We start from the raw sequence: 12609 nt of genomic DNA, 5'->3' as shown, positions 1-12609 counted from the left end.
TCGAGCGGGCAGCGATGGAAGCGACGCCTCGCTTTCCTGCAAGCCGAGCCGAACAAGTCGCGCACCTTCGCGCGCGACCGTCGCAACATCCTTGATCCGGTCTGCCTTCCTCCATGCTGGCAAGGCAGCTCGGCGTGCGTCGCCGCGGCGATGAGGCCTAGCCATCGCGATAGGAACAACCGCGACATGCATCCGTTCGGGAATCGATCTGTCCCCAAGCCCGAGGCCTTTCCCCTATGTATCACCACGTCAAGAAACTGATGTTCACCGTTCGCGTCGACGAGCCGGACCCTCGCTTCGGCAACATGCTGCTAGAACAGTTCGGCGGCGCCAACGGCGAGCTGGCCGCCGCCATGCAATACTCCATTCAGGGCCTCAACTGCGAAGATCCTGACCGCAAGGATCTGTTGATGGACATCGGAACGGAGGAGTTGAGCCATCTCGAAGTCGTCGGCACATTAGCGCGCATGCATCTGAAGCCGTCGAAATTCGACCGTCAGGCGGCGGAAGCCGATCCGCTGATCGCGATCGCCGGAGGCGGCGGCGTCAATCTGTTCAATTCGCAAGGCAACGCCTGGACTGCCGACTATCTGAAGATCACCGGGGAGCTGGATGTCGATCTGCGCAGCAACATCGCGGCGGAGGCGCGTGCCAAGATCGTCTACGAGCGGCTGATCAATTTCTGTGACGATGCCGGCACCAAGGATGCCCTGCAATTCCTGATGACCCGCGAAATCACCCATATGAAGGCGTTTGCACTGGCGCTCGAAAGCATGGGCAAGCCCGCCTTCAGCATAGGCCGCATTGCGCCGACGCCGGGCCTGGTCAACCAGTTCTTCAACGATTCGACGGGAGCCGGCGATCACGGCGAGATCGACACCCGCGGCCCCTGGAACGAGGGCGGCGACTGGGTCTTCACGGAATCTCCCGCGATCCAGGCCGGCGAGCCTGGACCTGCGACCGCCATCGTGACCGAGAGTTCGCCGGCGGTGGACGAAGCCGGGCTCGGCGACCTCCTGCTCGACGAGCTGCGCGATATCCTTCATGCCGAGAAGCAACTGACCAAGGCGCTGCCGAAAATGGTGGAAGCTGCGCGTTTCGATCAATTGCGCGAGCTGTTCGAGATGCATCTCGGCGAGACCGAGACCCAGATCGAGCGCATTAACGAATGCTTTGAGCTGCTCGGCAAGACGCCGCGGGCCAAGCCTTGCAAGGGCATGATGGGCCTCGTCGAAGAAGGGCAGGAGATCATCGACGAGGGCGAAAAGAAGGAGGATGCAGCCGCCGACCTCGCCTTGATCGGCGCGGCGCAGCGAGTCGAGCATTACGAGATCGCCGGCTACACCACCGCGCGCAACCTCGCCCAACAGCTTCGCCACAGCGCCATCGTCGCTTTGCTGTCGAAGTCGCTGGCCGAAGAGGAGAACGCGGATCAGCTGCTCAACCAGGTCGCGCGATCCCTGATGTCGGTCGCGAAGATGCCCGCGGCGGTGGAGCAGACCGAGTAGGGCGATGTGATCTCGCGCAATCGACCATCGGCGGCCCGCGATCGTTGAGAGCGGGCCGCCGAACCATTTTAGACGGAGCGAACGGTCGTGCGTTAGCCTTCCGGCTGGAACGGCGAAAACGGCCCGGAATAGGTCTTCGGCCGCGGCGCCGCATAGGGGCCGAGCCGGGAGGTCTTCAGCCCCAGCCGCACCAATGATTCCGCCAGCGTAACTGCGGCGGCGACGCCGTCAATCACGGGCAGGCCGTGGGTGGCGGCAAGCTCGGCGGCGAGATCGGCCATGCCGGCGCAGCCGAGCACGATCGCCTCAGCGCGGTCGTCGCGGATCGCAGCCGCGATCTCGGCGGAGATCTTTGCGAGCGCATCGGTGTTGCGCTCCTCCAATGCAAGCACCGGGACTTCGGCGGCGCGGACGCGGGCGCAGCGATCGGCGAGGCCGTATTTCCGCAAATTGTGCTCGATCGGCACAATGGAAACACTGAGCGTCGTCACCACGGCAAAGCGTGCCGCGATCAGGCCCGCCATGTGGAAGCCGGCTTCGCCGATGCCGATCACCGGCGCCTTGGCAACGGCGCGGGCGGCATCCAGGCCGGTGTCGTCGAAGCAGGCGATGATATGGGCCTCGGCACCGTCGCGGTCGGCCTCGCGGATGCAGCCGAGCATGCCGGGCACGGCGAAGGCTTCGTCGTAAAATCCCTCGATCGAGACCGGGCCCATCGCCGGCTGGCGCGCATCGATCACCGTGCCGGATAACGCGACCGCACGCGCCGCGGCGGCGATCTTCGCCGTCATCGATGCAGTGGTGTTGGGATTGACGACGTGCAGCCGCATCGGATCAGACAAGTCCCTTGTCAAACAAGCCCTTTGCCGGCGTCCGAACCCTTGGCCGCCTGGCGCTTGTTGAGCATGTGGATGGTGCCGAGCGCAAGCGTGATCACGGTGAACGACACCGCCGAGATCACGGTGCCGAGCGCATAGATGTCGGGGTTGGTCACCGTGGTGGTGAGGCCTTGCAGATCGAGCGGCAATGTATTCACTGCCCCGATCGCCTGACTGGAGCGGGCGAGCTCGTCCCAGGACAGCGTGAAGCCGAACAGGCCGATGCCGATCACCGACGGCAGGATGATCGGCAGCACGACGTGGCGGAACGTCTGCCACGGCGTCGCGCCGAGATCGCGCGCGGCTTCCTCGAGGCGCGGGTCGAAGCGGTTGAAGATCGCGAACATGATGAGCAGGCCGAACGGCAGCGTCCAGGTCAGATGCGCGCCGAGCCCTGAGGTCAGCAGGCCCATCGACGTCTCGAAGTTCTCGTTCCAATGCGCCTTGATCAGATCGTCGATGATGCGGAATTCGAGGGAGATGCCGAGCGAGGTGATGATCGAGGGAACGATCAGGCTCGCGATCGCCGAATAGAACAGGAGGCTCTGCGCTTTGAATCTGCGGCGGAAGGCCATGCCGGCGGCGACCGACAGCACGACGGTGACGATCATCACGACGATGCCGAGCAGCAGCGAGCGGCGGAAGGCCGCGCCGAGATCGACGATGCCGGTGCCCTGGAACAATTTTGCGATCCAGAAGGTCGACACGCCGTTCATCGGGAAGGTGAGGCCGCCCTGCGGTCCCTGGAACGACAGCACGTAGATCGCGATCATCGGGCCGTAGAGGAACAGCACATAGCCCGCGAAGAAGATCGCGAGCACGTAGAACGAGCGCGGGCGTCCTTCCTTCATGCTCTAGAGCTCCTTCTTGATGTCGACGATCCGCGACATCATGGTGATGATCAGGAAGGTGATGACGAGCAGGATCACGGCATTGGCCGCTGCCGCGGGGAACTGCAGCGCGTTCACCCGCGTCTCGATGATCTTGCCGGCCGCCGCGATCTGCTGGCCCCCCATGACGCCGATGGTGATGAAATCACCCATCACGATGGTGATGACGAAGATCGAGCCGATCACGATGCCAGGCTTGGCGAGCGGGATGATGACGTTGACCAGCGTCTGGAAGCCGGTGGCACCGGCGTCATAGGCGGCCTCGATCAGCGACTTGTCGATGCGGATCATCGAGTTGAAGATCGGCACCACCATGAAGAAGGTGAAGAGGTGCACCAGCGCCAGCACCACGGAGAATTCGGAGAACAGCAGCCATTCCAGCGGATGGTTGATCAGACCGGTCTTGACCAGGCCGGAATTGACGAGGCCGTTGCGCCCGAGCAGCGGAATCCAGGCGATCATGCGGATCACGTTGGAGGTCCAGAACGGGATCGTGCAGAGCAGTGACAATCCCATCTGCCACGTCTTGGACTTGACGTGGAAGGCGAGGAAGTAGGCGACCCAGAAGCCGATGAAAAGCGTGATCGCCCAGACCATGAAACAGAGCTTCAGCGTCTTTAGATAGGTCTTGCCGATCGTGCAGAGATCGGGGAGCTGCGCGATGCAGCCTTCGAACGTGTCGGTGTAGCCGCGGCCCGAGAAGGCCGGCAGCAACTGGTATTCGTTGTAGTCCCAGAACGAGACGATGACGACGAACACCAGCATAATGAGGAAGAAGGCGAGAAACACCAGCATCATCGGCCCGGCCTGAAGCCAGGAGATGAAGGACGGCGACAGGCGCGTCGGTTTCGCGGCGCGCGCTGTGCCTGACCCCGGGATCAAGCCCGGGGACGCCTGTTGCAGGACTTCTTCCGACATGTCCGTTACGCCGCGATGAACTCGGTCCACTTGCGGACCATATAGTCGTTCTCGTCCATCACGGCGTTCCAGCAGGCAACGCCGCCCATGCGGTCCTCATAAGAGCCGCCGTCGCGCACGGCGCCGGCCTTCTCCAGCAGCGAGCCGTCGGGCGCCTTGATGTCCTTCTCGGCCGGCTTGCCTTCCATCCAGTACGCCCACTCGTAGGGCTCCATATGCGCCTTCGCGGTGGAGAGCACGGCGGAGTAGTAGCCTTGGCGATTGAGATAGGCTCCGGCATAGCCCGACAGGAACCAGTTGACGAACTCATAGGCCCATTCGAGCTTGGGACCCGACACGCCCTTCGAGACGCAGAAGCCGGACGCCCAGGAGCGGTAGCCTTCCTTCAGCGGCTGGAAGGTGCAGGCAATGCCCATCGAGCGCACCTTGGTCACGGCCGGCGACCACATCGATTGAATGACAGTTTCACCTGACGCCATCAGGTTGACGCTCTCATTGAAATCCTTCCAGAAGGCGCGGAACTGGCCGGCCTTCTTGGCTTCGGTCATCACCTTCATGGTGAGATCGATCTCTTCCTTGGTCATGTTGCCCTTGTCGGCATATTTGTACTTGCCGGTGGCTTCCACGACCATCGCCGCGTCCATGATGCCGATCGAGGGGATGTTGAGGATCGAGGCCTTGCCCTTGAATTCGGGGTTGAGCAGCTCCGACCAGGAGCTGATCGGCCGCTTGATCAGGTCGGGACGGATGCCGAGCGTGTCGGCGTTGTACACGGTCGGGATCAGCGTGACGAATTCGGTCGCCGACGTCGCGAACTTCTTGGAGTCTTTGCCCTCGAGATACAGCACCTTCCAGGGCGCGGTGCCCTGGCCGCCGATCTTCTTGCCGCCGGGCGTCTCGCCCTTGGTGAAGACGGGCGTGATGTTGTCGAATTCCTTGATCTTCCTGGCGTCGAGCGCAAGGATGTTGCCCGACGGCACGATCTTCCTCAGCGAGAAATATTCGGTGTCCAGCACGTCGAAGGAGTTCGGCTGGGTCATCACGCGCTTGGTGACGTCGTCGGTGGTCGCGGTGATGTATTCGATCTTGATGCCGGTGTCCTTCAGGCACTGCTTGGAGATGTCGTCGCCCTCGTTCACGGCGGTGCCGAGATAGCGCAGCACCTTGGTCTCGGCCGACTTCACATAGGGAAAGCCGGTGATGGCGCCGGAGCCGGCGGCAAGGCCGGCGAGACCCGCGGTCCCTTTGAGCAGCGTGCGGCGGCTGACGCCGGTTGTCCTGGTCGTCTCGGTCATTTCACTCACTCCTCTGTGTTGCGCATTTTCTTTGATGAACGGCGCTATTGCAGGCGTTGCGCCTTGGCGGGATCCCAGGTGGCCAACACGCGATCGCCCGGACGGAACGGATGGACGTCGAAAGTGGCTTCGGGAACGTGGGAGAACAGGGCGGTGCCGTCGTCGAGCGTGAGCGAGACGGCGATGTAGGAGCCCTGGTACTCGGTCTGGGTCAGCAGCGCCGGCGCGCCGAAGGCGCCGTCGGCGAACGGCGCGATGCCGAGCTGATCGGCGCGCACGGCGATGAGCTTGCCGGCGTCGCTGAGCACGTTGTGGCCGCCGATGAAGCGCGCCACGAATTCGGTGCGGGGACGGTGGAAGATGTCGCGGGCCGTGCCCTGCTGCTCGATCCGGCCATGGTTCATCACCACGATGTGGTCGGCGAGCGCCATCGCCTCTTCCTGGCCGTGGGTGACCTGGATGAAGCTGATGCCCAGCTCGCGCTGCAGCCGCTTCAATTCACCGCGCATTTTCACCCGCAGGAACGGATCGAGCGCGGACAGTGGCTCGTCGAGCAGCAGGATCTGCGGCTCGGTGATCAGTGCGCGGGCGAGCGCGACGCGCTGCTGCTGGCCGCCGGACAGCTGCGCGGGGAGGCGGCCCGCATATTGGCTCATCGCCACCAGCTCCAGCAATTCGCCGGCGCGCTTGTGGCGCGTCGGCTTGTCGACGCCGCGCATCTTCAGGGCGAAGGCGACGTTGTCGATTACGCTCAGATGCGGAAACAGCGCGTAGGACTGGAACATCATGGCGGTGCCGCGCTCGGCCGGCGGCAGGTCGGTGACGTTCTGGCTGCCCAGGATGATGTCGCCCTCGCTGACCGCCTCGTGGCCCGCGATCATCCGCAGGGTCGAGGTCTTGCCGCAGCCGGACGGGCCGAGCAGGCAGCAATAGGTGCCGGCCGGGATATTCAGATTGACGGTGTCGACCGCCAGCGTCGTGTCGTAGCGCTTGGTGACGGCGACCAGTTCGAGGGCGGCGGGAGTGGCCATGGCATGTCCAGGGAGGGCGGTGCTTGCGGCCCTCTCTCCGCAAGGTCCGTGCCAACCGCCGCTTTGCCGGCCGAATCCCGAAACTGTGCAGCGGTGTCAGATCGTTAGATCGAATCCTGCGCCTCTGGCCTGCCCGCCCTGTGCCCAGTCATCTGCACACAAAACAGGCGAAGATTGTATAAACTTCCGCCTGTGATTGGATACAGGTCGTCGACTAACATCGAAAAGCGAATGTCGCCCATCACCTCTCAAGCTCAACCCTCGAACCATGGCCGCCAAGCCCCGTCCCAAATCCGACGCGCCCGATGCGAGTGATCGCGTCAGCCGCATCCGGGAGGGTGTGACCGCCGCGATCCTCGAGCATCGCCTGTTGCCGGGCACCAAGCTCGGCGAGGACGAGATCGGCGAGATCTACGGCGCAAGCCGCACGCTGGTCCGCACCGCGCTGCAGCAGCTCGCGCATGAGGGCATCGTCAACATCGAGAAGAACCGCGGCGCCTTCGTCGCGCGGCCGACGCCGGCCGATGCCCGCGAAGTGTTCGAGGCGCGCCGCCTGATCGAGCCCACCATCGTCGATCACGCCATCGATGCGGTCTCGCAGGCCTGGCTCGACCGCCTCCAGCAGCACCTTGCCGAGGAACGCGAGGCCGAGCTGCGCGGCGATGCCCGCGCCTCGGTCCGGCTCTCCGGCGAGTTTCACCGGCTCGTTGCCGAGATGAGCGGCCACAGCATCTATCTCGGCTTCCTCAAGGAGCTGATCGCGCGCTCCTCGCTCATCATTCTGCTCTATCGCCGCCACGACACGCCGGCCTGCGGCACCGATTATCACGCCGGCATCGTTGCCGCGATCCGCAACCGCGACAAGCAAACCGCGCGCGCGCAGATGCTGTCGCATCTGGACGAGATCGAAGCCGAACTGTTCCTGAAGGATCCGGCGGCCGACGAGCTGCGGCTTGCCGACGTGCTGGGTGCGTGATCGCGCGGGACGGCAAGATACGACGCACGGACCGCCTTTGCTGCTACGTCGGATCGCCGGGAACCGGCGTCTTGCTCCAGGGACCAGTCTCACTCTCCGTAATCCCGGAAGGCGGCACGGGCTTCTTGTCGCAATTGAGCTTGTCACAATCCGGGGCCGTTCGTCGGACGCGTGACTTCTAAGCGTCTCCAAAACCAGAAAGAACTTCTCGGCCAGCAGGAGGTCGAGCCCGCGGATGCGTTCATCTCGGTTTCGGGAGTGACGAGATTCGCTACCAATTCGATGACTCGCGAATCCCCGCAGCAATTTAGTGCACGACGTGGCGGCGAATTGTGACAGTCGTCGCGCGACGTAAGTGACTATCTCGTGGGCCTGACCGGCTATATGCTGGCGCTCTGTCATCGAACTGTCATGTCACCGGAAATGCTGAAATCAGATGCCACGTCGGCGCGCAAACCTGTGAGCGCGGCGGACGGGAATCGTGTCCCAAAGCACAACAAGAGAACGCAAGTCATCGCCGGCTTCCTCAGGCAAATTGAACCGGCCGGACCCGGCGCGGAACCTGCGGTCGTCGAGGTCGCTGTGATCGATCAGACGCCGTCGCAAAGCACGACGCCCACCCAGGGTCCCGCTCAGTCGAACATTGCCGCGCCTGCCGCCGGCGAGATCGAGCTCAAGCTTCTCGTCGATGCTGATCGCATGGCGGATTTCAACGCCGCGCCCGTCATCGCGGCCAATGCGCGCAACAAGGGCTCGCGAAGACATCTCAAGTCGGTCTACTACGACACGTCGGAGCGTCTGCTTCGGCGCAATGGCCTCAGCCTGCGCGTGCGCCAGAGCGGTGCGCGCTTCGTGCAGACCGTGAAGACCGAGGTTGCGGATGATCCGCTGCGCCGCGGCGAATGGGAGGCGAACGTGGCCTCGTTCGTGCCCGATCTCGCGCTGGCGATGCCGTTCATTCCGGAGAAGCTGCGCAGCTCTCTCGAAGCGCATCCGCTCGAAGCCGTCTTCACCGCCGACGTCCATCGCCATGCGCGCATGATCGACCTGCCGACGGGCACCGTCGAAGTTGCATTCGACCGGGGCGAGCTGGCGGCCCGCGACCGTTCGCTGCCGGTGAGCGAGATCGAGCTCGAACTCAAGAGCGGCAGCGCCAGCACGATCTACGAGCTCGCCTTGCTGCTTGCGGAGCAGGGGACGGTGAAGCCGTCGATCCGCAGCAAGTCGGCGCGCGGCTTCGATCTTGCCGCCGACCGGCCGCCGGCGGCCCGACGGCCGCGAAAACTTCGCCTCGATCCGTCGGTGACGCTCGATGAAGCCTTCGCGACGATCCTGCGCTCGTGTTTCCTCCATCTGCTGCAGTCGCTGCCGGCGGCCGAGGACGGCCGCAACCCGGAGGGCGTGCATCAGCTCCGCGTCTCGCTGCGCCGGCTGCGATCTGCGCTCGACCTGATGCAATCGGCCGGCACGCTCAGCAATCTCGACGCACTGGGGTCGGAAGCAAGATGGCTGGCGCAGGAGCTATCCGCCGCGCGCGACTGGGATGTCTTCCGGCTCGGGACCTTGCCCATGATCGCAAAGGCCTGTCCTTCGGTCGCCGGCTTCGATGCGCTGGGTCGGGCTGCGGCCAAGCGCCGGTCCGATGCCTATCGCAAGGCGCAGCACGCGCTCGACGATCGCCGCTGCGTCGTGTTCCTGATCGGCCTTGGTCACTGGATCGAGACGCGGGGATGGCGCAACGATGTGGCCGCCGAGGATCTCGGCCAGCTCGCCGAGCCCGCCGTCAGCTTCGCGCAGCGCGTTCTATCGGAGCAATATGCGAAAGTGCTCAAGCGCGGCCGCCGCTTCAAGTCGCGCACGGTCGAGGACTTGCACAGGGTCAGGCTCGCGACCAAGCGGCTGCGCTATCTCGGCGAATTCCTGCTGCCGCTGTTCGCCGATCGCAAGTCCGCGAAGAAATTCGCCCACAGGCTTGCCGATCTGCAGGAGGAGCTCGGCGCGTTCAACGACATGGCGGTCACGGCATCGCTGCTCGATGGGCTCGGCGCCGAGCCGGACGGTGCCATTGCGGCTGCGGCAATCGCCGGCTGGCAGGCGCGTGCATCGCTCGGTGTGCAGCCGTCCCTGCAAGGCACCTGGCGCGATTTCACCGCCGCGCGCGTGCCGTGGTCGTCGCAGGACTGATCGCAAGTCCCCAAAAAAGTTGCGGCCAGGCTTTGGGGGAAGCCTGGCCGCGCGCGAACCGGTCTGGGACGGGGAGGGGTGGGGATGTGACCGGGTCGCGTAACCTGTTGTCTCGTTCCTGTTAGTCTCTGGCGCTGGCGGTGGAGACCGCCGGCTTGGTATCGCCGAGCGAGACCCAGACGTTGGGATCGCTCTGCGACTGGCGCTTGACGAAGCGGTAGCCGGTCTCCGTCCAGGCCACGACGTTCTCGTTCTGATTGTCGAGAACGAACTCGCCCTTGTCGGTCTTCACCGTCAGCACCGCGTGCCCTTCGCCCTTCTTGTCACGCACGACGGTGATGAGCAGGGCCTCGCGCGGCCATCCGGCATCGATCAGCATCTTGCGCTTCAACAGCACGTAGTCCTCACAGTCGCCGTAACCGTCGGTCGGCAGCGACCATTTCTCGATCACGCCCCAGTGCTCCTGGTCGGTCAAAGGCTTGACGGTCTCGTTGACCCAGCGATTGACCTTGACGAGGTCGCGCCATGCACCCTGCGACATCACGATGTCGCGCGGCTGCGTCGCTGCGCCCTGGCACTGAGCGGCATTGTCTGCACAGAATTCGACCCAGCCGATCGGTGCACGTGTGGTGTCACCGAGGCTCGCGTAGAGCAGACGGCCTTCGCCGGCCTGCGCTGCCGCGCTGATCCCGAAGAGCATGGCGGCGAGCGCCAGCTTCTTCCCCTGTCCCCTGAAGTCAAACATTGCGGCCCCCGTTTCTTGTTGGGACCACATTTCGCACGGAGCTTTTGAGTTGCCGCTAAGTCGACCAAGTCAAGTCGAGACGAATACAAGTAAAACCTGCGGCGAATTCGATCTATACTTGAATCAAATTCTCATAAAATTTGAAACAACTGCAATTGACTCAAATTTTATCGATTAACGCGGAAACGCTGGCGGAACCGCCATTTCCACATGCAAACGCGCCGCGCGTTAACCCGCGCTGGAGCCGTCGCGCGCCAAGAAAAAGGCGGCGTCCGCATCGCGGAGGCCGCCTTCAGGGCTGGAAATACGGGGGTTTTAGCGCTCTCGCGCTTTACCGCGCGGTAACGCTCTCTTCGAGTGTCTCGATTGGCTGCGCGTGCAAGAACTCCAGCGCGAAGCCGTCTTCGAGGTTTCGGACCACGCGGCCCTGGACCCGGCCGAGCAGGACCGTCGATTTCAGCGGCGGGCGGTTCTCCGCGGCGATGGCGGCGCCCGACAGCGAAAGGTCGATGATGCGGCAGGTCATCTTGGTGCCGTCCTCGAGCGTCAGCACCGCGATCGGGTTGCGCGGCACGATACGGTCGTGACGGCGGTCCTCCGGCAGGTTGAGGATGTCGCGGTTGGCGAGCCAGGTCAGCTGGGCCGCGAGCTTGTCGCGCTTGCGGGGCGTCGCACCGATCGTCATGGCGAAGCCGTTGTCGATGATGCGGGTGATCTTGCCCTCGACGCGGCCGATATGGTCGAGATAGGCGACCACGCGGTCGCCGACATTGCCGATGCCGGGAGCGAGCAGCGCCAGCCCGCCGGGCGACATGTTGATCACCTGGCAGGGGAATTCCCGGCGGTCGGGCAGCATGTAGCGGCCGAGCAGGTGCACTTTCACCCGCTGGAAGCGCCGACGCTCCTCGGCGGCCGGAAGAAATTTTTTGTTCGCCAACGCCATTTTCAACACCCGACCCCCCGCCCGGGCGGAGTCCGGGACGACCCTAAGGTGCATAGGGTTAATGCCGCGTTAGGATTGGGTGCGGCGGCAACGGACAGACACAATGCGTTCGAAAAGCCACATCAGCAGCGGGCAGGCCAGCACCGTCAGCGCGCCGAGGTCGAGCGCGGCGGCTGCGGTCCCGGCCGACTTGGCCAGCCGGCCCGCAATGGCCGGTCCCAGCATCATCGCGGCATAGAAGAGAGTATAGAACACGCCCATTCCGATCGCCCTGGTCTCTGGGGCGAGCACGCGGGAGGCCAGACTCATGATCGGACCGGCCGGGAAGCCTCCGACCAGGCCAATCAGGACGAGGATCGTGATCACGGCGTCTGACCGGGTCAGCCAGGCCAGCAACCCGGCCACGGCGAGGCTGGCAGCGATCGTCAGGACAAGCGGCTTGCCGCGATCGGCTAGATAGCCGCCTGATGGGACCGAGATCACCGACAGCCACATCACGACGCTGATCGCCGAGCCCGCCGCGGCGATGCTCCAGCCGCGCTCGACCAGCAGGGAGGGGCCGAACGAGAAGATCATGGCGAAGCCGACATTATAGAGACCCCAGATCGCGCCTGCGACGATCACCGCCAGCAGCGCCAGGGGATCGAGCCGGCCTGAGCCGGCGGCGCTCGCGGTTGCGCCCGGCGGCGGCTGATAGATCAGGATCAGCACAATGCCGATCGCGGTCAGCGCGCCCGTCGACAGGAACACCGCGCCCGCGCCATACGCCGTGCCGATCGGCGGCAGTGCAAGCAACGAGATCGCAACGCCGGCCGGCCAGGAGTTGACGAAGATCGCCATTGCGGTCGCGATCTCTTTGCCGGCGAACCAGTCGGTGCCCATCTTGGTGAGCTGCACCGTTAGCAGCACGCCGCCGGCGCCGGAGGCGAGCCGGCCCGCCATCTGCCAGCCCCACACATCGGTCGTCGCCATGGCGAGGCTGCCCGCCGTCATCAGCAGCAGCGCCACGATCGTGGTCGGCTTGTCGCCGAGTTTTCGGCCGATGGCGCCGCCCGGCAGCGCCAGCACCACGCCGGGTGTGAAGTAGAGCCCGATCAGGATGCCGATATCGGCAAGCCCGACGCCAAAGCTCTGTTGCAGCAGCGGCGCGACCGCGGCCACGCTCTGGAACTGGAATGCGATGGTGAGACGTACGACGAACAGGATCGCAAGAATGCCCCAGCGATTGCGCAACGCCTGAT

At 64.4% G+C, this 12609-nt stretch carries 11 protein-coding genes; 3 read left to right on the top strand and 8 right to left on the bottom strand.

The window, feature by feature from the left end; translation table 11 throughout:
* Positions 1 to 236: 236 nt before the first annotated feature.
* Entirely contained in the window at positions 237 to 1508 is a 1272-nt protein-coding gene (locus ML401_RS22055; protein ID WP_285806904.1) for a DUF892 family protein, read from the top strand.
* A 92-nt stretch (positions 1509 to 1600) separates the two neighbouring features.
* On the opposite strand, the gene ML401_RS22050 is transcribed toward ML401_RS22055, so the two are convergent.
* The 5 genes from ML401_RS22050 to ML401_RS22030 are packed head-to-tail and all read right to left on the bottom strand — an operon-like array spanning position 1601 to position 6520.
* A complete protein-coding gene (locus ML401_RS22050) occupies positions 1601 to 2338 on the bottom strand; it encodes an aspartate/glutamate racemase family protein (RefSeq protein ID WP_211419311.1) in 738 nt (245 codons plus the stop codon).
* Positions 2339 to 2358: 20 nt separating this feature from the next.
* A complete protein-coding gene (locus ML401_RS22045) occupies positions 2359 to 3237 on the bottom strand; it encodes an ABC transporter permease (protein WP_285806903.1) in 879 nt (292 codons plus the stop codon).
* 3 nt (positions 3238 to 3240) lie between these two features.
* The gene (locus ML401_RS22040; RefSeq protein ID WP_285806902.1) at positions 3241 to 4194 is read right to left on the bottom strand and encodes an ABC transporter permease; all 954 of its coding nucleotides are present in this window, start codon (positions 4192 to 4194) and stop codon (positions 3241 to 3243) included.
* Positions 4195 to 4199: 5 nt separating this feature from the next.
* Positions 4200 to 5489 carry a PotD/PotF family extracellular solute-binding protein gene (locus ML401_RS22035; RefSeq protein WP_285806901.1) on the bottom strand — a complete coding sequence of 430 codons (1290 nt, stop codon included), beginning with the start codon at positions 5487 to 5489 and terminating at the stop codon, positions 4200 to 4202.
* A 44-nt stretch (positions 5490 to 5533) separates the two neighbouring features.
* The gene (locus ML401_RS22030; RefSeq protein WP_285806900.1) at positions 5534 to 6520 is read right to left on the bottom strand and encodes an ABC transporter ATP-binding protein; all 987 of its coding nucleotides are present in this window, start codon (positions 6518 to 6520) and stop codon (positions 5534 to 5536) included.
* A 268-nt stretch (positions 6521 to 6788) separates the two neighbouring features.
* Here ML401_RS22030 and ML401_RS22025 point away from each other — a divergent pair, with 268 nt between their 5' ends.
* Positions 6789 to 7496, top strand: a complete 708-nt coding sequence (locus ML401_RS22025; protein WP_285806899.1) for a GntR family transcriptional regulator — start codon at positions 6789 to 6791, stop codon at positions 7494 to 7496.
* Between the two features lie 423 nt (positions 7497 to 7919).
* A complete protein-coding gene (locus tag ML401_RS22020) occupies positions 7920 to 9680 on the top strand; it encodes a CYTH and CHAD domain-containing protein (protein WP_285812720.1) in 1761 nt (586 codons plus the stop codon).
* A 121-nt stretch (positions 9681 to 9801) separates the two neighbouring features.
* Here ML401_RS22020 and ML401_RS22015 read toward each other — a convergent pair whose 3' ends face one another.
* From ML401_RS22015 to ML401_RS22005, 3 genes are all read right to left on the bottom strand, one after another.
* The gene (locus tag ML401_RS22015) at positions 9802 to 10425 is read right to left on the bottom strand and encodes a transglutaminase-like cysteine peptidase (RefSeq protein WP_211419069.1); all 624 of its coding nucleotides are present in this window, start codon (positions 10423 to 10425) and stop codon (positions 9802 to 9804) included.
* Between the two features lie 331 nt (positions 10426 to 10756).
* Positions 10757 to 11368, bottom strand: coding sequence for a PilZ domain-containing protein (locus ML401_RS22010; protein ID WP_194402994.1), 612 nt, complete (start codon positions 11366 to 11368; stop codon positions 10757 to 10759).
* 69 nt (positions 11369 to 11437) lie between these two features.
* Positions 11438 to 12601 carry a CynX/NimT family MFS transporter gene (locus tag ML401_RS22005; protein ID WP_285806898.1) on the bottom strand — a complete coding sequence of 388 codons (1164 nt, stop codon included), beginning with the start codon at positions 12599 to 12601 and terminating at the stop codon, positions 11438 to 11440.
* Between the last annotated feature and the right edge of the window lie 8 nt (positions 12602 to 12609).

Origin of the sequence: Bradyrhizobium sp. 62B (assembly GCF_030272265.2) — a bacterium.
Taxonomy (GTDB): Bacteria; Pseudomonadota; Alphaproteobacteria; order Rhizobiales; family Xanthobacteraceae; genus Bradyrhizobium.
Note: the sequence above shows the minus strand (reverse complement) of the source record. Positions and strands in the feature narration are given on the sequence as shown.

Bases quoted from the DNA above. Each gene is read 5' to 3' on its own strand.
- ML401_RS22055 (WP_285806904.1), top strand. From the start codon at position 237: ATGTATCACCACGTCAAGAAACTGATGTTCACCGTTCGCGTCGACGAG.
- ML401_RS22050 (WP_211419311.1), bottom strand. From the start codon at position 2,338: ATGCGGCTGCACGTCGTCAATCCCAACACCACTGCATCGATGACGGCG.
- ML401_RS22045 (WP_285806903.1), bottom strand. From the start codon at position 3,237: ATGAAGGAAGGACGCCCGCGCTCGTTCTACGTGCTCGCGATCTTCTTC.
- ML401_RS22040 (WP_285806902.1), bottom strand. From the start codon at position 4,194: ATGTCGGAAGAAGTCCTGCAACAGGCGTCCCCGGGCTTGATCCCGGGG.
- ML401_RS22035 (WP_285806901.1), bottom strand. From the start codon at position 5,489: ATGACCGAGACGACCAGGACAACCGGCGTCAGCCGCCGCACGCTGCTC.
- ML401_RS22030 (WP_285806900.1), bottom strand. From the start codon at position 6,520: ATGGCCACTCCCGCCGCCCTCGAACTGGTCGCCGTCACCAAGCGCTAC.
- ML401_RS22025 (WP_285806899.1), top strand. From the start codon at position 6,789: ATGGCCGCCAAGCCCCGTCCCAAATCCGACGCGCCCGATGCGAGTGAT.
- ML401_RS22020 (WP_285812720.1), top strand. From the start codon at position 7,920: ATGCTGAAATCAGATGCCACGTCGGCGCGCAAACCTGTGAGCGCGGCG.
- ML401_RS22015 (WP_211419069.1), bottom strand. From the start codon at position 10,425: ATGTTTGACTTCAGGGGACAGGGGAAGAAGCTGGCGCTCGCCGCCATG.
- ML401_RS22010 (WP_194402994.1), bottom strand. From the start codon at position 11,368: ATGGCGTTGGCGAACAAAAAATTTCTTCCGGCCGCCGAGGAGCGTCGG.